18 protein-coding genes are annotated in these 22,192 nt (G+C 66.6%); 7 read left to right on the forward strand and 11 right to left on the reverse strand.

The features are described 5' to 3' along the window. Positions 1–47: 47 nt before the first annotated feature. On the forward strand, positions 48–1,427 hold the full coding sequence (locus tag KDW96_RS10935; RefSeq protein ID WP_255840429.1) for a NorM family multidrug efflux MATE transporter: 1,380 nt from the start codon (positions 48–50) through the stop codon (positions 1,425–1,427). Here KDW96_RS10935 and KDW96_RS10940 read toward each other — a convergent pair. Together KDW96_RS10940 and KDW96_RS10945 are read right to left on the reverse strand one after the other, a co-directional pair. Beyond that, positions 1,424–3,103, reverse strand: coding sequence for a putative bifunctional diguanylate cyclase/phosphodiesterase (locus KDW96_RS10940; RefSeq protein WP_255840430.1), 1,680 nt, complete (start codon positions 3,101–3,103; stop codon positions 1,424–1,426). The genes KDW96_RS10935 and KDW96_RS10940 overlap by 4 nt on opposite strands. A gap of 204 nt (positions 3,104–3,307) precedes the next feature. Beyond that, positions 3,308–4,972, reverse strand: a complete 1,665-nt coding sequence (locus KDW96_RS10945; RefSeq protein WP_255840431.1) for a putative bifunctional diguanylate cyclase/phosphodiesterase — start codon at positions 4,970–4,972, stop codon at positions 3,308–3,310. Positions 4,973–5,151: 179 nt separating this feature from the next. On the opposite strand from KDW96_RS10945, the gene rep reads away from it, so the two are divergent. Both rep and KDW96_RS10955 read left to right on the forward strand, forming a co-directional pair. After that, complete coding sequence (rep, locus tag KDW96_RS10950; protein WP_255840432.1) at positions 5,152–7,164, forward strand: DNA helicase Rep; 2,013 nt, start codon at positions 5,152–5,154, stop codon at positions 7,162–7,164. Between the two features lie 67 nt (positions 7,165–7,231). Further along, entirely contained in the window at positions 7,232–7,804 is a 573-nt protein-coding gene (locus KDW96_RS10955; protein WP_255840433.1) for a xanthine phosphoribosyltransferase, read from the forward strand. Here KDW96_RS10955 and KDW96_RS10960 read toward each other — a convergent pair. From KDW96_RS10960 to dadA, 5 genes are all read right to left on the reverse strand, one after another. Beyond that, a complete protein-coding gene (locus tag KDW96_RS10960; RefSeq protein WP_255840434.1) occupies positions 7,788–9,923 on the reverse strand; it encodes an acetyl-CoA hydrolase/transferase C-terminal domain-containing protein in 2,136 nt (711 codons plus the stop codon). The genes KDW96_RS10955 and KDW96_RS10960 overlap by 17 nt on opposite strands. A gap of 126 nt (positions 9,924–10,049) precedes the next feature. After that, positions 10,050–10,466 (reverse strand): c-type cytochrome, encoded by a 417-nt coding sequence (locus KDW96_RS10965; RefSeq protein ID WP_255840435.1) that lies wholly within the window; start codon positions 10,464–10,466, stop codon positions 10,050–10,052. Positions 10,467–10,589: 123 nt separating this feature from the next. Further along, on the reverse strand, positions 10,590–11,138 hold the full coding sequence (locus KDW96_RS10970; protein WP_255840436.1) for a cupin domain-containing protein: 549 nt from the start codon (positions 11,136–11,138) through the stop codon (positions 10,590–10,592). Positions 11,139–11,241: 103 nt separating this feature from the next. Beyond that, positions 11,242–12,315 (reverse strand): alanine racemase, encoded by a 1,074-nt coding sequence (gene alr / locus KDW96_RS10975; RefSeq protein ID WP_255840437.1) that lies wholly within the window; start codon positions 12,313–12,315, stop codon positions 11,242–11,244. A gap of 178 nt (positions 12,316–12,493) precedes the next feature. Further along, complete coding sequence (gene dadA, locus KDW96_RS10980; protein WP_255840438.1) at positions 12,494–13,792, reverse strand: D-amino acid dehydrogenase; 1,299 nt, start codon at positions 13,790–13,792, stop codon at positions 12,494–12,496. A 155-nt stretch (positions 13,793–13,947) separates the two neighbouring features. On the opposite strand from dadA, the gene dadR reads away from it, so the two are divergent. Continuing rightward, positions 13,948–14,436, forward strand: coding sequence for a transcriptional regulator DadR (gene dadR / locus KDW96_RS10985; RefSeq protein ID WP_255840439.1), 489 nt, complete (start codon positions 13,948–13,950; stop codon positions 14,434–14,436). A gap of 133 nt (positions 14,437–14,569) precedes the next feature. On the opposite strand, the gene KDW96_RS10990 is transcribed toward dadR, so the two are convergent. Beyond that, positions 14,570–15,169 carry a LysE family translocator gene (locus KDW96_RS10990; protein WP_255840440.1) on the reverse strand — a complete coding sequence of 200 codons (600 nt, stop codon included), beginning with the start codon at positions 15,167–15,169 and terminating at the stop codon, positions 14,570–14,572. A gap of 109 nt (positions 15,170–15,278) precedes the next feature. Between KDW96_RS10990 and gcvA the strand changes: the two genes are divergently transcribed. Then, the gene (gcvA, locus tag KDW96_RS10995; protein ID WP_255840441.1) at positions 15,279–16,196 is read left to right on the forward strand and encodes a transcriptional regulator GcvA; all 918 of its coding nucleotides are present in this window, start codon (positions 15,279–15,281) and stop codon (positions 16,194–16,196) included. Positions 16,197–16,277: 81 nt separating this feature from the next. Here gcvA and KDW96_RS11000 read toward each other — a convergent pair whose 3' ends face one another. Continuing rightward, complete coding sequence (locus KDW96_RS11000; protein WP_255840442.1) at positions 16,278–16,631, reverse strand: YkgJ family cysteine cluster protein; 354 nt, start codon at positions 16,629–16,631, stop codon at positions 16,278–16,280. A gap of 176 nt (positions 16,632–16,807) precedes the next feature. Between KDW96_RS11000 and KDW96_RS11005 the strand changes: the two genes are divergently transcribed. Next, positions 16,808–18,121, forward strand: a complete 1,314-nt coding sequence (locus tag KDW96_RS11005) for an NAD(P)/FAD-dependent oxidoreductase (RefSeq protein ID WP_255840443.1) — start codon at positions 16,808–16,810, stop codon at positions 18,119–18,121. Positions 18,122–18,155: 34 nt separating this feature from the next. Then, entirely contained in the window at positions 18,156–19,265 is a 1,110-nt protein-coding gene (locus tag KDW96_RS11010; RefSeq protein ID WP_255840444.1) for an aminotransferase-like domain-containing protein, read from the forward strand. On the opposite strand, the gene KDW96_RS11015 is transcribed toward KDW96_RS11010, so the two are convergent. Both KDW96_RS11015 and KDW96_RS11020 read right to left on the reverse strand, forming a co-directional pair. Continuing rightward, positions 19,262–20,422 (reverse strand): MFS transporter, encoded by a 1,161-nt coding sequence (locus tag KDW96_RS11015; RefSeq protein ID WP_255840445.1) that lies wholly within the window; start codon positions 20,420–20,422, stop codon positions 19,262–19,264. The two genes, KDW96_RS11010 and KDW96_RS11015, sit on opposite strands and share 4 nt — an antisense overlap. A 142-nt stretch (positions 20,423–20,564) precedes the next feature. After that, positions 20,565–22,058 (reverse strand): aldehyde dehydrogenase, encoded by a 1,494-nt coding sequence (locus KDW96_RS11020; protein ID WP_255840446.1) that lies wholly within the window; start codon positions 22,056–22,058, stop codon positions 20,565–20,567. Positions 22,059–22,192: the final 134 nt, after the last annotated feature.

Here is a 22,192-nt window from a genome sequence, read left to right on the forward strand (position 1 = left end):
CCATGCCGGAAAGCTCTCGGCAAGCCTAACACTGAGTCAGACTCATCATGCAAGCGCCCCTTCGCCTCGAGCTTATGGCCATTCTGCGCCTGGCCGGCCCCTTGATCGCCGCCCAGCTGGCCCATGTGCTGATGGTCTTCACCGACACGGTGATGATGGGTCTGCTCGGGCCCCAGGCCCTGGCCGGGGGCGGACTCGGCGCGGCCGGCTACTCGTTCGTCTCGATCTTCTGCGTCGGCGTGATCGGTGCGGTCGGCAACCTGGTCGCCATCCGCCATGGCGCCGATGACGCCGCCGGGGTCGCGCGCCTGACGCAGAACGGACTGTGGCTCGGTTGGGCCCTGGCACTGGTTGCCGGCCTGTTGCTGTGGAACCTGCAGCCGCTGCTGCTGCAGCTCGGCCAGGCGCCGCAAAGCGTGCACGGCGCCATGCAGTTCCTGTCCACGCTGGTGTTCGCCCTGCCCGGCTACATGAGCTTCATGGCCCTGCGCGGCTTCACCAGCGCCATCGGCAGGCCCGGGCCGGTGATGGCCATCAGCATCGGCGGCGCCCTGGCCAACTTCTTCCTCAACTACGCGCTGATCAAGGGCTGGTTCGGCCTGCCGGCGCTGGGTCTGGCCGGCATCGGCCTGGTCACGGCGCTGGTGATGAACGCCATGGCCCTGCTGCTCGCCTGGCACCTGCTGCGCAGCCCGGATACGGCGGCCTACGCCCTGTTGCGCGGCCTGCTGCGCCCGCAGTGGACGGAAATGAAGGAACTGCTGCGCCTGGGCCTGCCGATCGGCGGCACCTATGCGGTGGAATCCGGGCTGTTTACTTTCGCCGCCCTGTGCATGGGCGCGCTCGGCAGCAGCCAGCTGGCCGCCCACCAGATCGCCATCCAGTCGGTGCACGTGGCCTTCATGGTGCCGGTGGGCATTTCCTACGCCATCACCTTCCGCATCGGCCAGCACTACGGCGGCGGCCGCCTGCTCGAGGCGCGCCGGGCCGGGCGCCTGGGCATCGGCATCGGCGCCCTGTGCATGTTCGCCTTCGCCGTGCTGTTCTGGCTGGCGCCGCAGTGGGTGGTGGGCCTGTTTCTCGATCCGCTCGACCCGGGCTACCGCGAGGTGGTCGCCCTGGCCGTCGGCCTGCTGGCCATCGCCGCCTGGTTCGAGCTGTTCGACGGCATCCAGACCATCGCCATGGGCGCGATTCGCGGCCTCAAGGATGCCAAGACCACCTTTCTGGTCGGGCTCCTGTGCTATTGGGCGGTCGGGGCGCCCCTGGCCTGGACCCTGGCCTTCCCGCTGGGCTGGGGCGCCGCGGGAGTCTGGTGGGGACTGGCCGGGGGCCTGGCCTGCGCGGCGATCGGCCTGAGCCTGGGCTTCGAGTGGAAGACGGCGCGCCTGCTGCGGCCGGCGCCGCAGCAGGCGTTGCTGATCTAGGCCAGTGGCGTACCGAGCAGGGCCTGACGCTGACCGAAGACCAAAAAGCGCGCCAGCTCGCTCAGCGGCAGGGCCCTGCTGATCAGGTAGCCCTGCACCTGATCGCAGCCGAACTGGCGCAACAGGGCCAATAGCTCGGGGGTTTCCACGCCCTCGGCGACCACTTCGAGATCGAGGTTGTGCGCCAGGTTGATCATCGCCCGCACCAGTTGACGGTTCTCCGGGCGCCCGGCCATGCCGGCGACGAAGCTCTTGTCGATCTTCAACAGGGTGATCGGCAGGCTGTTGAGATGGACGAAGGAGGAGAAGCCGGTGCCGAAGTCGTCCAGGGAGAAACGCACGCCGAGTCGTCCCAGGGCCAGCATGGTTTGCTGCACCTGATCGCTGCGCCGCATCACCGCAGTTTCCGTCAGCTCGAACTCCAGCCACTGCGCTTCCACGCCGCGCTCCTCAATCAGCCGGCCCAGGGTGGCCAGCAGCTGACTGTCCTGGAACTGGCGGAACGAAAGGTTGACGGCCATGTGCAGGGGCGGCAGGCCGCGCCCGCGCAGCCACTGCATGTCACGCAGGGCGCGGGCGATCACCCAGTAGCCGAGCGGCACGATCAGTCCACTTTCCTCGGCCAGCGGCACGAACTCGCTCGGGGCCAACAGGCCACGCTCGCCGTGCCGCCAGCGTACCAGCGCCTCGAGGCCGACGACCTGGCCGCTCTTCAGACACAGCCGCGGCTGATAGTGCAGCTCCAGCTCGTCGCGGCGCAGGGCCCGGCGCAAGTCGCCTTCCTGCTCCGCCCGGCTGCGCGCGGCGCGCTGGGTGCGCTCGTCGAACACATGGTAGGTGCAGCCCTGCTGCCCCTTGGCCTGCTGCATGGCCATGTGCGCGTGCCACATCAGCGCATCGGCGCTGCCCCCGGCGCGGCCATGCACCAGCCCCAGGCTGCAGCCCAGCAACAGGCTTTCGCCGTCGACCCAATAGGGCTCGGCCAGCGCCTCACTGAGCCTCTCGGCCAGGCGATCGATGCGCCCGGGGCCGCCGCGGGCATCGAGCAGCAGGGCGAACTCGTCGCTGCCCAGGCGCGCCAGTTGGTCACCGGCCTGGAGCTGCGCCTGCAGCCGCGCCACCAGTTGCAGGATCAGGCGATCGCCGGCCTGGTGGCCGAGGGCGTCGTTGACGCTGCGGAAGTTGTCCAGATCCAGGTGGCCGAGGGCCAGTCCGGCACCGCCGGCTTCACCCAGGCGCGCCGCCAGCAGGGCATGGAAGCCCTGACGGTTGGCCACGCCGGTCAAGGCATCCTGCTCGGTCAGGCGTCGCAGGCTGGCCTGCAGGCCACTGCGCTCACCGGCATAGCGCAGGCAGCGACGCAGGGCGTCGGCGTTGAAGGTCTCGGCCACCAGCCAGTCGCAGACGCCGGCAGGGACCTTGGCCGGCTCGGGCTCGTGCTCCAGCAGCAGCACGATCGGCAGAGTGCAGAGCCCCGCCGCCGGCAACTGCGCGGGGGTGCACAGCAGCAGCGCATGGCCGGCCCCCTCGAACAGACCGCTGGCCGCCGCCCAGGAAGGCGCGGTGATCAGGCCATGGGCGACGCCCAGGGCGCACAACTGCTCGCGCAGCCGCACGATCCAGGGCGCCGACTCGGTCAGCAGGAGCAAACGCAGGGATTGAACGGGCGCGGCCACACGACTTCCTTCGACTGACGGCGCAAACGGGCCGTCTGCGCTGTTTTACCCGCACCTCCAGGTGCCGGGTCCGGCCATGGGCGCGGAAGCCGTACAAACTAACCAACCAGGGCCGTGGCGGCCAGCAGCAGAGGGGGAAGCTGTGAGCGGGATCATGCCCCGGTGCCGATCGGTGGCCGGCAAAGGGCGTCGTGCGGGCTCGACTCAGCCGAGCGAGAGACTGAGCAACGGCTCCTCACGCCGCGGCTGGCGCAGCAGGAACTGCTGCAGCTCGGCCAGCGGCAGCGCCTTGCTGATCAGGTAGCCCTGGCCCTGATCGCAACCGAACTGCTGCAGCAGCGCCAGCTCGGCTTCGCTCTCCACCCCCTCGGCGACCACCTCCAGGCCCAGGTTGCGCGCCAGACTGATCATCGCATTGACCAGCCGCGACTGCTCCGGGCGCACCGCCATGCCGGAGACGAAACTCTTGTCCAGCTTCAGCAGGGAAATGGGCAGGCTGGCCAGGTGGACGAAGGAGGAGAACCCGGTGCCGAAATCATCCAGGGAGAAACGCACCCCCAGATCGCCGAGGGTGCTCATGGTGTCCAGCACGTAGTCGCTGCGGCGCATCATGGCGGTTTCCGTCAGCTCGAACTCCAGCCAGCGGCCGTCCACCCCGCAGCTCTCGATCAACCGTTTCACCGTCGGCAGCAGCTGGCTGTCCTGGAACTGGCTGAACGACAGGTTGATCGCCAGGTGCAGCAGCATGTCGCGCTCGGCCAGCCAGCGCAGGTCGCGCAACGCGCGGTCCACCACCCAGTAGCCGAGCGGCACGATCAAGCCGCTCTGCTCGGCCAGCGGAATGAAGTCCAGGGGATACAGCAGGCCGCGATTGGGGTGGCGCCAGCGGATCAGTGCCTCGACTCCGACGATCGCGCCGCTGACCAGGTCCTGGCGTGGCTGGTAGTGCAGCTCCAGCTCGTCGCGGCGCAGCGCCCGGCGCAGTTCGGACTCGACATCGGCCAGGCTGCGGACCTGGCTGGAAATGCGCTCGTCGTACAGGTGGTAGGTGCAACCGTCCTTGTGCTTGGCCTGCTGCATGGCCATGTGGGCGTGCCATAGCAGCGGGTCGGAGTCCTCACCGGCGCGGCCGTAGGCCAGCCCCAGGCTGCAGCCCAGGGTCAGGCTCTCGCCCTGGATCCAGTAAGGCTCGGCCAGGGCCTGCATCAGCGCCTGGGCCATGGGCTCGACCCGCGCGCTGGACTGGCTGACGTCCAGCAGCAGGGCGAATTCGTCGCTGCCCAGTCGGGCCAGGCAGTCCTGAGGGGCGAGCACGTCGCTGATGCGCTGCGCCACCTGCTGGATCAACTGATCCCCGGCGCGGTGTCCCAGGCTGTCGTTGGCATGCTTGAAGTTGTCCAGGTCCAGATAGCCCAGCAGCAGCCCGCGCCCGCGGTTCTGCTGCAGGCGCTTGTGCAGCAGCGCCTGGAAGCCCTGGCGGTTGACCACACCAGTGAGAGGATCGCGATCGGCGAGGATTTGCAGGGCCTGGCGTTGTCGGCTGTAATCCAGGCAGCGGCGCAGCACCTCGGCGGTCAGGCTGTCGCGGGCCAGCCAGTCCTGGACGCCGGGCAGAGCCCCCTGGGGCGGGCGTTCGAGCAACAGGATCGGCAATTGCGGAGATTGCTCGGCCGCGGGCTGACACTGCGGAGTGCAGAAGATGAAGTCGGGGGAGCAATTCGGGTAGCGCTGCTGAGCCTCCTGCCAACTGCTGGCGACCAGCAACCAGACGGGCTCTTCCTGCTCGCCCAGCAAGGCGTCGAGCAGGCGCACCCAGTGGCTTTCTGTCGCCAGGACCAGCAGCTGGCAGAAATCGCTTTGGCAGGACACAACACCTCCGCAGCTCACAACCTAAGAAGTTACATTAACTTATAGCCGCACTAGCCTAATTAAGCATCAAAATCTACACGATAAATTCTTCCGGCGACAAACCGTCAGCGCAGACGCCTGCGCCGCGCGCCCCAGAACTGGTAGAATTTGCGGCCTTTTTACCCGACCCCGATAGCCCCATGTCCCGACTGAATCCTCGGCAACAGGAAGCCGTGAACTACGTCGGCGGCCCTCTTTTGGTGCTCGCCGGCGCCGGCTCCGGCAAGACCAGCGTGATCACGCGCAAGATCGCCCACCTGGTGCAGAACTGCGGCATCCAGGCGCGCCATATCGTCGCCATGACCTTCACCAACAAGGCCGCCCGCGAGATGAAGGAGCGGGTCGGCAGCCTGCTCAAGGGCGCCGAGGCGCGCGGCCTGACGGTGTCGACCTTCCACAACCTGGGGATGAACATCATCCGCAAGGAGTATGCCCGGCTGGGCTACAAACCGGGCTTCTCGATCTTCGACGAGGGCGATATCAAGGCGCTGCTCGCGGACATCATGCAGAAGGAATATGCCGGCGACGACGGCGCCGACGAGATCAAGAACTACATCGGCGCCTGGAAGAACGACCTGATCCTGCCCGAGCAGGCCCTGGCCGAGGCGCGGGGCCCCAAGGAGCAGACCGCGGCGATCGTCTACCTGCACTATCAGCGCACCCTCAAGGCCTACAACGCGGTGGACTTCGACGACCTGATCCTGCTGCCGGTGAAGCTGTTCCAGGATCACCCCGACATCCTCGAGAAGTGGCAGAACCGCATTCGCTACCTGCTGGTCGACGAATACCAGGACACCAACGCCAGCCAGTACCTGCTGGTCAAGCTGCTGGTCGGCACGCGCAACCAGTTCACCGTGGTCGGCGACGACGACCAGTCGATCTACGCCTGGCGCGGCGCCCGTCCGGAAAACCTGATGCTGCTGAAGGAGGACTACCCCTCCCTCAAGGTGGTGATGCTGGAGCAGAACTACCGCTCCACCAGCCGCATCCTCAAATGCGCCAACATCCTCATTGCCAACAACCCCCACGCCTTCGAGAAACAGCTGTGGAGCGAGATGGGCATGGGCGACGAGATCCGCGTGATCCGCTGCCGCAACGAGGATGCCGAGTGCGAGCGGGTGGCCCTGGAGATTCTTACCGAGCACCTGCGCACCCAGCGGCCCTACAGCGATTTCGCCATCCTCTACCGCGGCAACTACCAGGCCAAGCTGATGGAGCTGAAGCTGCAGCACCACCAGATCCCCTATCGCCTGTCCGGCGGCACCAGCTTCTTTGCCCGCCAGGAGGTGAAGGACCTGATGAGCTACTTCCGCCTGCTGGTCAACCCGGACGACGACAACGCCTTCCTGCGGGTGATCAACGTGCCGCGTCGCGAGATCGGCTCCACCACCCTGGAAAAACTCGGCAACTACGCCACCGAGCGCAAGATCAGCATGTACGCCGCCGCCGGCGAGATCGGCCTCGGCGAACACCTCGACAGCCGCTTCACCGAGCGCCTGGCGCGCTTCACCCGCTGGATGGACGGCGTGCGCCAGCAGTGCGCGCAGAACGATCCGATCGCCGCGATCCGCAGCATGGTGATGGACATCGACTATGAGAACTGGCTGCGCCAGAACGCCTCCAGCGACAAGGTCGCCGACGCCCGCATGGGCAACGTCTGGTTCCTCGTCGACGCCCTGAAGAACACCCTGGAGCGCGACGAAGAAGGCGACATGACTATCGAGGACGCCATCGGCAAGCTGGTGCTGCGCGACATGCTCGAGCGCCAGCAGGAGGAGGAGGAAGGCGCCGAAGGCGTGCAGATGATGACCCTGCACGCGTCCAAGGGCCTGGAATATCCCTCGGTGTACATCCTCGGCGTGGAGGAGGATATCCTGCCCCACCGCTCCAGCATCGAGGCCGACACCGTCGAGGAAGAGCGCCGCCTGGCCTACGTCGGCATCACCCGGGCCAAACGCAACCTGACCCTGACCTTTGCCGCCAAGCGCAAGCAGTACGGCGAGATCATCGAGTGCTCGCCGAGCCGCTTCCTCGACGAGCTGCCACCCGAGGACCTTGTCTGGGAAGGCCAGGAAGACGCGCCCCCGGCCGTCAAGGCCGCCACCGGCAACTCGGCGCTGGCCAATATGCGCGCCCTGCTGAAAAAAGCCTGAAGCCGCGCTACGTTCAAGCACTCCGGCGCAGACCGGGCATCAGAGCAACAACCAAGAGGGAATCCGCGTGGACGCACTGAAGCAGAAGATTCGCGAAGAAGGCACCGTACTCTCCGAGCAGGTGCTCAAGGTCGATGCCTTCCTCAACCACCAGATCGACCCGCTGCTGATGCAGCAGATCGGTCACGAGTTCGCCCGGCGCTTCGCCGGCCTGGGCATCACCAAGATCGTCACCATCGAGGCCTCCGGCATCGCCCCGGCGGTGATGGCCGGGCTGGAGCTGGGCGTGCCGGTGATCTTCGCGCGCAAGTACCAGTCGCTCACCCTCAAGGACGACCTGCTGACCTCCAAGGTGTTCTCCTTCACCAAGCAGACCGAAAGCACCATCGCCATCTCGGCCAAGCACCTCAATGCCGACGACCATGTGCTGCTGATCGACGACTTCCTCGCCAACGGCCACGCCGCCCGGGCGCTGATCGACCTGATCGGCCAGGCCGGCGCGAGCATCGCCGGGGTCGGCGTGGTGATCGAGAAGTCGTTCCAGAGCGGCCGCACCGACCTCGACGCCCGGGGCTACCGGGTCGAGTCCCTGGCACGCATCAGCTCCCTGGCAGGCGGCACCGTCAGCTTTCAGGAATAGTCGCGTGCAGGCCGGCCAGCACTAGGCGCTGGTACAACTCTTCGCGCCAGCCGTGCGGCTGTGCCAGGCCCATGCGCGCCAGGTGACGGGCAAAGTCGTCCGGCGGCGGCGCCTCCAGCGCTGCCTTGCCCAACTCGAGGGCCTCGCTGAGCTTGAACTTGCCCTTCAACCAGTTCAGCGCGCGTAACAGGTCGCGCTCCTCGCGGCCGAAGTCGCTGCCCAGCGGATACTCGTCGAACAGAGTCGGGTGGCGTGCCTGCAGCGCCTGCAGGCGCTCCGGCCGATTGTCGAGGAAGCGCGGGTCGAGGCGGAAATGGCGCGGCAGCTTGCCGGCCTGCTGGGCCTGCTCGATCAGCTCCGCCTGGAAGCGCGAATCGCAGATATTCAACAGCGCCTCGATCACCTCGGCATCGGTCTTGCCGCGCAGGTCGGCGATGCCGTACTCGGTCACCACCAGGTCGCGCAGGTGCCGCGGAATGGTGACATGGCCGTAATGCCAGACGATGTTGGAACTGAGTCGCCCGGCCGATTCGCGCCAGCTTCGCAGCAGCAGGATCGAACGCGCGCCCTCCAATGCCTGGGCCTGGGCGACGAAGTCGTACTGGCCGCCGACGCCGCTGAGCACCCGGCCGTCCTCCAGTTGGTCGGCCACCCCGGCGCCGAGCAGGGTCATGCAGAACACCGTATTGATGAAACGCGCATCGCGGCGCTGCAGGCGCTTGAGTTCCTCATCGCCATAGAGTTGATTGACGAAGCCGATGCCGGTCATGGCGAAGCGTCCGAGTCGCTCGCGCGCCAGCTCGCGCAGACGCTGATAGAAGTCCGTCGGGCCGAGGAAGAAGCCACCGTGCAGCAGCACGCCGTCGGGGGCCTGGCCGAGCTGGGCCTGCAACGCGGACTGGGTGTAGGGGTCCTGCAGGTCGCTCGACAGCTCGCGGCCATCGGCCATGTGCAGGCGCTCGCCGCGCAGCCGCAGCGACCCGTTCAGCAGCCCTTTGGCCTGCAGCCAGCCCAGGCCGTCTGCATCCAGGCGCGCCGGCAGGCCGGCGTCCAGCAGCGCCTGCACGCTGCGGGGGCGGCCCTCGGCGTCCAAGGCGCCGGCACTGGCCAGTTGCTGCAGGCGCAGGTCGGGATAGACCCGACGACGCAACACGCCCGCTTCGGCCAGCGCCAGCAGGCCATTGACGAACATCTCGCTGCAGCCATACAGGCCTTCGGCGAAGGGCTCCCGGCCGCCCACCGCGTCGACTAGCCCGGCCCAGGCATCGCCCTGCAGCGCCTCGAGTCCGGCCCGGTAGGCCGCGTTGTCCGCATGCCGGGCCAGCAACGCGGCAGTCAGCGCATCGCCCATGGCCCCAATGCCGATTTGCAGGGTGCCGCCGTCACGCACCAGGCTGCTGGCGTGCAGGCCGATGCACTGGTCCTGCAGGGTCACCGGCATGTTCGGCGTGGAAAACAACGTACTGCGCTCCGGTTCCTGCAGCAGGAGGTCGAAGCGCTCGCGGGCGACCTCCGCCGAACCCGTCATATAGAGCAGGTCCTCATGCACCTGGGCCAGGCACAGAATGGGCTCGCCGGCCGCGCGACGTCGCTCCAGCCGGGGCAGCAGGTCGAGGGTGATGTCCGGGTTGCAGCTCAGGCTGAAAAGCCCTGGGCGCTGCGGATCACGGGCGACCAGCTGGGCGATCAGGTTGACGCCCTTGGCATCGAGGTCGCGGGTGACCTGGCTGTAGTTGCAGCTGTTGTAGTCCTGCTGCGCCGACGGACAGTCCAGCAGGCTGCCCGGCTGCAGGAAGAACTGCTCGATGCGCACGTTGTCCGGCAGGTTGCCGGCATGCAGGTCGGCGAGAAAGTCCAGCTCCGGGTAGTCGCCGTAGACGCGCTCGACGAAGGGCTCGAGAAAGCGCCGCTGCAGCTCCTGGCTGGCGAGCGGGCGCCCCAGGCACAGCGCCGTGTAGATGGTCAGCTGACGCTGTGGCAGCTGCTTGATCCGCGCGTACAGGGCGTTGACCCAGCGGTTCGGCTTGCCCAGGCCCAGGGGCAGGCCCAGGCGGATAGGCCCATCAATGGCGCTCAGCACGCGATCGACGGCCTGCTCGATGGAACATACCTCCGGCATCTGGCGACTCCTGACGGCATCCCTGGCATGTCAGGTTTGACTGCATCGCAGTCGATTTTGCTGCAATCCCGTCGGCACAATGCAAAAAACCGCCCGAGGGCGGCTTTTCAGTGCAGCAGCGTCGACTTACAGGCCAGACATTTTCTCGATGGCGGCGCGCAGTTCGTCGTCGGAGCAATCGCCACAGGTGCCTTTCGGCGGCATGGCGTTGATACCGGCGATGGCATTGGCCAGCAGGCCATCCACACCATTGCTGGCGCGTGCCTGCCAGGCGGCGGTGTCGCCGATCTTCGGCGCGCCCAGCACGCCAGCGCTGTGGCAGGCGCTGCAGTTCTTGGCGACGATATCATCGGCGGTGCGCGCACCGCCGCCGGCGGAGGCCGCGACCGCTTCGACGCCCTTGCATTCCTCGCCCATCACGCAGACTTCACCCACCGGCTTGAGGCGCTCGGCGATCTCGTCGTTGGTCGCGGCCTGCGCAGTCACTGCCCACAGGGCCAATACGGCGGCCGGCGCCACCAGCATCTTGCTAATTAGGTTCACGGGTACACCCTCATCGTGGCTAGTCACGCCCGCGGCCACGGTTTCGCGAGCGGGCAACAGTATAACGGGAAGGCCGCCGGGCCGAAACAACCCAGTTTGTCGCAGGGATGGTGGCCCTATCGGTCAGAAATTGGCGGGCGTGGTGGCGCTGATCAGCCGCGCCGGCGCGTCGAAGGGGTTGCGGAAACGGTGCGGCTTGCTGCTCTCGAAGTAGTAACTGTCACCCGGCTCGAGGATGAACACCTCGCTGCCCACGGTCAGTTCCAGGCGGCCCTCGACCAGCATCCCGGCTTCCTCGCCCTCGTGGCTGTACATCTCGTCGCCGGTGTCGGCGCCGACCGGATAGGTCTCGTCGAGAAATGCCAGGGCCCGGCTGGGGTGGGCCTTGCCGACCAGCTTCATGGTCACGGCGCCGTCGGAAATGTCGATCAACTCACCGGCCCGATATACCACCTGAGTGTGGTTGTCCTGATCCGTTTCCAGGGAGAAGAATTCCACCAGGGACATGGGAATGCCGGCCAACACCTTCTTCAGCGAGCTGATCGAGGGGCTCACGCTGTTCTTCTCGATCATCGAAATGGTGCTGTTGGTGACCCCGGCGCGCTTGGCGAGTTCACGCTGGGAAAGGCCTTTGAGTTTGCGGATGGATTGCAGGCGTACACCGACGTCCAATGCTGGAGTCCCCCTCGGGAAGATACGGAAAATGTGCCCGTATCATGGCAACAGCGTTCAGTATTTACAACACCTTGCTTGCGAATCCTGCCCAGCGCCCGGTTCAGCCCCCGGAATAGACCAGCGGCACCCGGCGCAGGTTGCAGAACAGCTGATAGGGAATGCTGCCGGCGCGGATCGCCACGTCGCTGGCCAGCACCTGCTTGCCCCACAGCTCGACCCGGCTGCCCAGTCCGGCCCGGGGCAGGTCGCTGAGGTCGACGGTGAGCATGTCCATCGACACCCGGCCGATCAGTCGGCTGGGCTGGCCGTCGATGGTCACCGGCGTGCCGGTCGGCGCGTGCCGCGGGTAGCCGTCGGCATAGCCCATGGCGACCACCCCGACCCGGGTCGGCCGCTCGGTGACGAAGCGCGCGCCATACCCGACCGGCTCGCCGGCGGGCAGTTCGCGCACGCTGATGATCTTCGACTCCAGGGTCATGACCGGCTGCAGGCGCGCCGCCAGGGCCTGTTCCTGCTCGAAGGGGGTGGAGCCGTAAAGCATGATGCCGGGGCGCACCCAGTCGCTGGGGATGTTGGGCCAGCCGAGCACGGCCGGCGAGTTGCGCAGGCTGATCTCCGCCGCCAGACCCTGACGGGCCTGCTCGAACACCGCCAGCTGCTCTTCGCTGCGCGGGCAATCCAGCTCGTCGGCGCGGGCGAAGTGGCTCATCAACACGATCTTGCTGACCTTGCCGCTGGCCAGCAGCCGGCGATAGGCCGCCTGGTACTCGGCCGGCGCCAGGCCGACCCGGTGCATCCCCGAGTCCATCTTCAGCCAGAGGGTCAACGGCTTGGCCAGGGCGCTGCGCTCGATCGCCTCGATCTGCCACTGGGCATGCACCACGCACCAGAGGTCGTGCTGCTCGATCAGGGCCAGCTCCTCGGCCTCGAAGAAGCCCTCGAGCAGCAGGATCGGTGCGCGGATGCCGGCCTCGCGCAACTGCAGGGCCTCCTCGATACAGGCCACGGCGAAACCGTCGGCCTGCGCCTCCAGAGCCTGCGCCACGCGTACCGCGCCGTGCCCGTAGGCATCGGCCTTGATCACCGCCAGCGCCTTGGCAGCCGTGACTTCGCGGGCCAGCTGGTAGTTGTGACACAGGGCTTGTAGGTCGATCAGGGCGCGGGCTGGACGCATGGCTCTCACACTTCTCACGGGGAACGATGAATAAAAAAGCCCGGCAGAGCCGGGCCAAGCAGGATTCAGTGTCGCATTCATGGCCGAGGGAATACGACGGCTAGTGGCTCAGACCGTAGTCACCAGCATTTCGACCCGCATGATCGAGGGAGCGTGCCACCTCGACGCCGAGCCGGTCTCAGTGCGCCGGCACCGGGCTGGCATGCTTGGGCGCCTCCTTGGACTTGCTGTAACGGAAGATATCCAGGCCTTCGGCGCTGATCTGCGGACGTTTCTTGGCCATCAGGTCGGCGAGGAAGCGTCCGGAACCGCAGGACATGGTCCAGCCCAGGGTGCCGTGCCCGATGTTCAGGAACAGGTTGCGGAAGCCGGTGGCGCCGACGATCGGCGTGCCATCCGGGGTCGCCGGGCGCAGGCCGGTCCAGAAGTCCGCCTGGCCCAGGTCGCCGCCCTGGGGATAGAGATCGCCGACGATCATCTCCAGGGTCTCGCGCCGACGCGGATTCAGGCTCAGGTCGAAACCGGCGATCTCGGCCATGCCGCCGACCCGGATGCGGTTGTCGAAACGGGTGATGGCCACCTTGTAGGTCTCGTCGAGGATGGTCGAGGCCGGGGCCATGTCACCGTTGGTGATCGGCACGGTCAGCGAATAGCCCTTGAGCGGGTAGACTGGCGCGCGGATACCCAGCGGCTTGAGCAGCTGCGGGCTGTAACTGCCCAGCGCCAGCACGTAGCGGTCGGCGGTTTCCAGCTTGCCGTCGATCCACACGCCGTTGATCCGGTCACCGGCGGAGTCCAGGCGCTCGATGTTCTGGCCGAAACGGAACTCGACGCCCATCTGCTTGGCCATCTCGGCCAGCTTGAGGGTGAACATGTGGCAGTCGCCGGTCTGGTCGTTGGGCAGGCGCAGGGCGCCGGCCAGCTTGTGCTTGACGCTGGCCAGGGCCGGCTCGGCGCGGGCGATGCCGTCACGGTCGAGCAGCTCGAAGGGCACGCCGGACTGCTGCAGCACGGCGATGTCCTTGGCGGCGTTGTCCACCTGGGCCTGGGTGCGGAACAGCTGGGTGGTGCCCAGGCGGCGGCCTTCGTAGGCGATGCCGGTCTCGGCGCGCAGTTCGTCGAGGCAGTCGCGGCTGTACTCGGACAGGCGCACCATGCGCTCCTTGTTCACCGCGTAACGACTGGCGGTGCAGTTGCGCAGCATCTGCGCCATCCACAGGTACTGGTCGACATCGGCGGTGGCCTTGATCGCCAGCGGCGCATGCTTCTGCAGCAGCCATTTGATGGCTTTCAGCGGTACGCCGGGAGCGGCCCAGGGCGAGGCATAGCCGGGCGACACCTGGCCGGCGTTGGCGAAGCTGGTCTCCATGGCCGGCGCGGCCTGGCGATCGACCACCACCACCTCGAAACCCTGACGGGCCAGGTAGTAAGCGCTGACCGTACCAATAACACCGCTGCCCAGAACCAGAACCCGCATGCTTCACTCCTCGCCGCGACTATGCGCTGGCGTTTGTTTTTCAGAGAGTTGATGCGCGCAGTATATTGAGCACCAGCCAGTGCTTCTCACTATATTAGCTACTATATTTGGAGAGAAATCTCGGCAAAAATCCTTTTTACGGAGGGGGATCCCCCATGCGCACCCAGCACCAGAGCCGTCGCGAACTGGACAAGATCGACCGCAACATCCTGCGCATCCTCCAGGAGGACGGGCGCATCTCCTTCACCGAACTGGGCGAGCGGGTCGGCCTGTCCACCACGCCCTGCACCGAACGGGTCCGGCGCCTGGAGCGCGAAGGCATCATCATGGGCTACAACGCCCGCCTCAATCCGCAGCACCTCAAGGCCAGCCTGCTGGTGTTCGTCGAGATCAGCCTGGACTACAAGTCCGGCGACACCTTCGAGGAATTCCGCCGCGCCGTACTCAAACTGCCCCACGTACTGGAGTGCCACCTGGTGTCCGGTGACTTCGATTACCTGGTCAAGGCGCGCATCAACGAGATGGCCAGCTACCGCAAGCTGCTCGGCGACATCCTGCTCAAGCTGCCCCACGTGCGTGAATCGAAGAGCTATATCGTCATGGAAGAGGTGAAAGAGTCGCTGCAGCTGCCAGTGCCGGAATAGCCCTGCGGGAAAGGGCCCTGAAGCCCCTGCCATGGAGACGGCGACTCATACCACCAGGGTCTGGGCGAATTGCCTCAGAACGCCCTCTCGCCTGCGGCAATCGGGCGGAGCGACGATGGAAGGTCAGCGTCGCTCAAACTGAAACCATATAAACCGCCACCGCGACCATCAAGCCCCCGAAGACCAGCCCCTGTATCCGTAGCGCCTGGTCTGAGGTGAACCGCCCCAGAATCAGCTGCCCGCCGTAGATCCACGGGAAGTGGCAGACAATTCCCACCACCAGAAAAGCGCCAGTCAGCAGCAGCACCTGAGGCACCAGTGCCCGATCCGGCCGCATAAACTGGGCGAACATGACCGCCACCATCGAGTGGATCTTGACGTTCAGCAGCACGGCAACGATGCCGCTGACCATCCCCATGCGCTCCACCGTCTGGGCCTTGGCGCCAGGTGCTGCGGAGCGAAAGAATCCCCAGGCCAGATACAGCACATAGGCCGCACCCGCCCACAGCATCACCGTATGGCTTTGCGGGTATTGCAGTAGCAGGGCCCCGAAACCGAGGCCATACAGCAGGCATAGCAGAACATTGCCGATTTCGAATCCCAGCCAGAACAGCCCGGTACCTCGCACCCCGAAACGAGCGCCGGACAGTGCCAGCACCGTGTTCCCCGGCCCCGGACTGATGACCATCGGTACCGCAAACCCGAGAAAGACCGCAACGAGCTCCAGTGGCATGACACCCTCACATTTACCAAATGATTTCAGGGAGTTAACCGGCGTTTTCAGCAGCGGGGAAATGATCTAATCTCGGGCATTCGATAAATACAGCTAATGGAAGAGACTCATGCGTCGTCTGCCGCCGCTGGGGGCCGTCCGCGCGTTCGAAGCTGCCGCCCGCCACCTGCATTTCACCCGTGCCGCCGATGAACTGGCGGTAACGCAGGCCGCCATCAGTCATCAGGTACGCCTGCTGGAAGAGTGGCTCGGCCAACCCCTGTTCGAACGACGAGGCAGGGTGCTGGCCCTGACCCCCACAGGGGCCGCCTATCTGAACGACCTTACCCCCGCGCTGGACCGTATCGCCGCTGCCAGCGCCACGGCCCGTCGCCCGGCCAATGGCCCGGTGCGGATGACCGTGCTGCCATCGCTTGCCTCGCGCTGGCTGATGCCGCACCTTCCCGCGCTCCAGGCCGCCCACCCGGAGATCGATCTGCAACTGACCACCACGGCCGAACTATGGGATGGCAAGGACACCCGCTTCGACCTCGGTTTGAGGTCCGGCCCTGGCGGTTGGCGCGGGCTGAACAGTGCCTTGCTGGCCACAGAAACCCTGACCCCACTGTGCAGCCCGGCCCTGCGGCAGGCCCTGCCAGTCCCCTGCGCACCAGTAGACCTGCTAGACCATCGCCTGCTGCACGACACCCCGAAAGGAAACTGGGGCCGCTGGTTCAGTGCTGCCGGTCACCCTGATCTGCCGGTGCCCGCTGGACTGAACCTGAGCGATTCCGCCCTCGCTCTCCAGGCCGCTGCCGATGGACAGGGCATTGCGCTGGGACGGTTGTTTCTGGCAGCAGGCGACTTGCGCGCCGGGCGCCTGGTTATGCCCTGCCCGCAGCTACGGATCCACAACGACTATGCCTATTGGCTGGTCTGGCCACCGCGCCATGACGCGAACCCGGCCATCACCGCTGTCAGGGACTGGATACGCGCCACTGCACAAGCGGAAATAACAGGCCTGGAACAGGTTCTGAACGACCGGTAGCTGTCGCGACAGCAGACCGGCGAAGCCCACTGACAGTGCGCTGTACGAAAATCACCTGGCCTGCTGAGGTAGTGCCGTCCTCTACAGCAAACGCTGCCGCGTGCTGGCGATCAGGCGGTGGACCCGGTGCTCCACGGCCGGTTCGATTGGCTGCTCAGGTCCACGGCCATTTGGGCAAGGCAGGTTCGGCGTGGTGCCGAACAGACGACAGATCAGCGGGCGCTGGTCATACACTTCGCAGCCATTGGGCCCCAGGTGCACGCAGTTGTAGTCGGCCAGCGCCGCCTCGTGCGCAGCAATGCCCTTGACCGGCAGCCGCGCCATCTCTTCGCTTGATGCGGTCACCGGGCCACAGCAGTCGTGGCAGCCCGGCACGCACTCGAACGCGGGAATCTGCAAACGCAGCTGATCGATCTTGCGGCTGGTACAGGTCATCGCAGACGGGTCCGGGAGAAAACCCGCGCATCTTACCGCTGACGATCAATGAGGGCGCCCGCGCAACGGGTTTTGCCGACGGAACTGCAGTTTTTTACCTTGCCCCCTTGGCGACCGGCCGGCACCGCGCTTATCCTGCGTAAAATTTTCCAAACATAACAAACAGGATTTCACACATGAACGCCCGCGTTCGCCAGCCTGTGCACAGCACCCAGCACGCCGACTCCTACTACGCCGCCAGCACCCGTCGCCAGCTCGACTTCCCGCCCCTGGGCGGTGAGCTGCGCGCCGATGTGTGCGTGGTCGGCGGCGGCTTCTCGGGGTTGAACACCGCCATCGAGCTGGCCGAGAAGGGTTTCTCGGTGGCGCTGCTGGAAGCGCGCAAGGTGGGTTGGGGCGCCAGCGGGCGCAACGGCGGCCAGCTGATCCGCGGGGTCGGCCACGGGGTCGAGCAGTTCGAATCGGTGATCGGCGCCGACGGTGTGCGCCAGCTCAAGCTGATGGGCCTGGAGGCGGTGGAGATCGTCCGCGAACGGGTCGAGCGCTTCCGGATCGACTGCGATCTGACCTGGGGCTACTGCGACCTGGCCAACAAGCCCAGCCATCTGGCCGGTTTCGCCGAGGACCTGGAAGAGCTCAAGTCCCTCGGCTACCGCCACGAACTGCGCCTGCTGCAGGCCGAGCAGATGCACGAAGTGGTCGGCTCCAGCCGCTATGTCGGCGGCCTGATCGACATGGGCTCCGGCCATCTGCACCCGCTCAACCTCGCCCTGGGCGAGGCCGCAGTGGCGCAAGCTATGGGGGTGCAGCTGTTCGAGAACTCGCCGGTGACGCGCATCGACTACGGACCCGAGGTCCGGGTGCACACGGCCCACGGCACGGTGCGCGCCGCTCAGCTGGTGCTCGCCTGCAACGCCTACCTGGGCGAGCTGAATCCGACCCTGGGCGGCAAGGTGCTACCGGCCGGCAGCTATATCATCGCCACCGAGCCGCTCTCGGAAAGCCAGGCCAAGGCGCTGATCCCCCGCAACATGGCGCTGTGCGATCAGCGGGTGGCACTCGACTACTACCGCCTGTCCGCCGACCGGCGCCTGCTGTTCGGCGGTGCCTGCCATTATTCCGGCCGCGATCCGGCGGATATCGCCGGCTACATGCGGCCGAAAATGCTCGAGGTGTTTCCGCAGCTGGGCGAGGTCAAGATCGACTACCAGTGGGGCGGCATGATCGGCATCGGCGCCAACCGCCTGCCGCAGATCGGCCGGCTCAAGGATCAAGCCAATGTCTACTTCGCCCAGGCCTATTCAGGCCACGGGGTCAACGCCACCCACCTGGCCGGCAAGCTGCTGGCCGAGGCCATCGCAGGCCAGGCTGGCGGCGGCTTCGAGCTGTTCGCCAAGGTGCCGCACATGACCTTCCCTGGCGGCCGCTATTTGCGCTCGCCGCTACTGGCCCTCGGCATGCTCTGGCATCGGCTCAAGGAACTGGCCTGAGCGCCGCATCGGCCTAGTTGTATCTCTCAGTAGGTTGTTCATCCGTGGCATTCCCGACATCAGCAGCCCCACCCTGAAACCCCTGCTGCGCTCGCTGTCGCGCCTGGGCCGGCGGCAATCGGTGGAAGGCTTGAGCTACGGCTGCATCCACGGCGACCCGAAGCTGCGCGAGCAGCTGTCGCGGCTGATGCTCGATTCCGGCTGCCAGATCCCGCCCGAAGAGATCGTCATCACCACCGGCGGCCATGAGGCGCTATCGGCGGCGATCTGCGCGACCTGCAAGCCCGGCGACATCGTCGCCCTCGACTCGCCGAGCTTCCATGGCGTGATGCAGGCCCTGAAGGGCTTTGGCATCAAGGCCCTGGAGCTGCCCACCGACCCGCTCAGCGGCATCAGCCTGGATGCCCTGGAGCTGGCCCTCGAGCAGTGGCCGATCAAGGCCATCCAGCTCACCCCGACATGCAACAACCCGCTGGGCTACATCATGCCGGAGGCCAACAAGCGCGCCCTGCTGACGCTGGCCCAGCGCTACGACGTGGCGATCATCGAGGACGACGTCTACGGCGAGCTGGCGTACAGCTACCCGCGCCCGCGCACCATCAAGTCCTACGACGTCGATGGCCGCGTGCTGCTCTGCAGCTCGTTCTCCAAGACCCTGGCGCCGGGGCTGCGCATCGGCTGGATAGCGGCCGGGCGCTACCAGCCGCAGATCCTCCACCTCAAGTACATCGGCACCGGCATGACCGCGCAGCTGCCGCAACTGGCCCTGGCCGAGTTCATCGCCGCAGGGCACTACGAGCCGCACCTGCGGCGCATGCGCAGCCAGTACGCGCGCAACCGCAACCGGATGACCGACTGGGTCAGCCGCTACTTTCCCAGTGGCACGCGGGTCAGCCAGCCCCATGGCGGTTTCATGCTCTGGGTCGAGCTGGACAGCGCCTTCGACAGCCAGCAGCTCAATCGCGTGCTGCTGCCGCACAAGCTGCAGATCGCCCCGGGCAGTATCTTCTCCGCGGCCGGCAAGTACCGTAACTGCCTGCGTCTGAACTATGCCGCGCCACTGACGGCGGAACTGGAAGAGGCCGTGCGCCGCGTCGGCGCAGCCGCAGGCGAGCTGCTGGCGGAGCTGCGCCGAACGGATTAGTCGCCGCGCGCCGGGGCGCCGGCCAGCACCGGCTCGAAGCCGGTACCGCGCCAGGCCAGCACCACGAACACCGCGGCGCCGAGGGCCATCAGCAGTGGCAGGGCATGGCTGCTCAGCCACTGGCTGGCGGCCCCGGTGGCCAGCGGCCCGAGCAGACAGCCGATACCCCACAACTGCGCCACATGGGCATTGGCCCGCACCAGTTCGTCGTCGCGGTAGCGCTCGCCGATGAGAATCAGCGACAGGGTGAACAGCCCCCCGGCGCTGGCGCCGAACAGCACCAGCAGCGGCCAGATCAGCGGCGAGTGCAGCAGCAACGGAATGGCCAGACTGGAGCCCAGCAGGATCACCCCGCAGCCGCGGAACAGGCTGCCGCGCGACATGCGGTCGGCGAGCAGGCCGATCGGCAGCTGCAGCACGGCATCGCCCACCACCACCACGCTGACCATGAACAGCGCGACCTCCTGGGTGAAGCCCTGACGCAGGCCGTAGATAGGCAGCAGGGTGAGCATCATCGCCTCGAACGCGGCGAACAGCATCACCGCCCAGGCGATCGCCGGCAGCTTGCGGCAGAAGGCCGGCAACCCACGCCCCGAGACGCTCTGCGCATCGACCCGCGGCGCGCCGCGGCGCCCCACCAGCAGCAGCGAGCCGCCGATCAGCAGCGCGGTGCCGGCCCAGAAGCCGCGGTCGCTTGCCGTGCCCAGCGCCGTCAGCAACAGTGGACCGCAGAGCTGGCTCAACGCATAGCCGGTGCCGTACAGCGCCACCAGCCGGCCACGCCACTTCTCCACCGCCAGCTGGTTGATCCAGCTCTCGCCGAGGATGAATACCAGGGTCAGGGCCACGCCGATCAGCAGGCGCAGCACCAGCCAGACCGCGTAATCCTGCAGCTGCGCCAGCAGCGCCACCGACAGCGCACTGCACAGCAGGCTCGCCTGCATCAGCCGGGTCGTGCCCAGCCACCCGGCCAGGCGACCGGCCAGGGACGCACCGAGCAGCACCCCCACCGCTGGCGTGGCCGCCATCACGCCGATGGCGAAGGAGCCGTAGCCCCAGCCCTCCAGACGCAGCGACACCAGCGGCATGGTCACGCCGAGGGCCAGGCCGATGCTGATCACCGCCGAGCAGACGGCGAAATAGGTACCCCAACGCATTACCAGACTCCTTCCTGTTGTCGTGGCCGTTCAAAACGAAACGGCCGGGTTTCCCAAGGGAACCCGGCCGCAGGTGTGGCTCATGGGAGCCGGCCCCGAAGGGCGGACCTTCAGGCGGTTGCCCGCCCGTGGTATCGCGCGCTTACAGCCTGATCCAGGTCGCCTTCAGCTCGGTGTACTTGTCGAACGCGTGCAGCGACTTGTCGCGGCCGTTGCCGGACTGCTTGAAGCCACCGAACGGCGCGGTCATGTCGCCGCCATCGTACTGGTTGACCCACACACTGCCGGCGCGCAGGGCCTTGGCGGTCAGGTGCGCCTTGGACAGGTTGCTGGTCCACACCGCCGCTGCCAAACCGTAGGGCGTGTCGTTGGCGATGCGCACGGCTTCCTCGGCGTCGTCGAAACCGATCACCGAGAGCACCGGGCCGAAGATCTCCTCGCGGGCGATCTTCATGGCGTTGCTCACGCCGTCGAAGATGGTCGGCTCGACATACACGCCGCCGGTCTCCTCCAGGGTGCGCTTGCCGCCGGCGACCAGCTTGGCACCATCGGCCTGCCCCGCCTCGATATAGCCGAGCACGGTATTGAGCTGCTGCTGATCGACCAGGGCGCCGACGTTGGTCTGTGGGTCCAGCGGGTGACCCGGCTTCCAGGTCTTGAGGGCCTCGACCACCAGGGGCACGAACTGCGCCTTGATCGAGTTCTCCACCAGCAGACGGGAGCCGGCGGTGCACACCTCGCCCTGGTTGAAGGCGATGGCGCCGGCGGCGGCCTCGGCGGCGGCCTGCAGGTCCGGGGCGTCGGCGAAGACGATGTTCGGGCTCTTGCCGCCGGCCTCCAGCCACACGCGTTTCATGTTCGACTCGCCGGCGTAGACCATCAGCTGCTTGGCGATCTTGGTCGAGCCGGTGAATACCAGGGTGTCGACATCCATGTGCAGGGCCAGGGCCTTACCGACGGTGTGACCGTAGCCCGGCAGCACATTGAACACGCCGGTCGGGATACCGGCCTCGATGGCCAGCTGGGCCAGGCGGATGGCGGTCAGCGGCGACTTTTCGGACGGCTTGAGGATCACCGAGTTACCGGTGGACAGCGCCGGGCCGAGCTTCCAGCAGCTCATCAGCAGGGGGAAGTTCCACGGCACGATGGCGGCTACCACGCCGATCGGCTCGCGGGTCACCAGGCCCAGTTCGTTGTGCGGGGTGGCGGCCACTTCGTCGTAGATCTTGTCGATCGCTTCGCCGCTCCAGCGGATGGCCCGGGCGGCGCTGGACACATCGATGCCCAGCGAATCGCTGATCGGCTTGCCCATGTCGAGGGTTTCCAGCAGGGCCAGCTCTTCACCGTGCTGCTCGATCAGGTCGGCGAAGCGGATCATCACCTCCTTGCGCGCCACCGGCGCCAGGCGCGACCAGACGCCGGAGTCGAACGTGGCCCGGGCATCCTGTACCGCCCGTTCGGCGTCGGCCTGGTCGCAGCTGGCGACATTCGCCAGCATGCGTCCGTCCACCGGGCTGATGCATTCGAAGGTCGCACCGGACGCCGCCGCGCAGTATTCGCCGTGGATAAAGGCACGGCCCTCGATCTTCAGGTTCTGGGCGCGTTGTTCCCAGTCGGCGCGAGTCAGGCTAGTCATTCGAGCATCCTCTATCAGTAAAAAGTGCGGCGGAGCTACTCCGGCGCACTGTCAATAATTCTGCAAGGCCCGCATGGGCCCAATCCTGCTGGCAACACTAAACCAGAGGGCTACAGCTTTTCAATATTTTTGAC

The sequence above is a fragment of the Pseudomonas benzenivorans genome, assembly GCF_024397895.1.
Lineage (GTDB): Bacteria > Pseudomonadota > Gammaproteobacteria > Pseudomonadales > Pseudomonadaceae > Aquipseudomonas > Aquipseudomonas benzenivorans_A.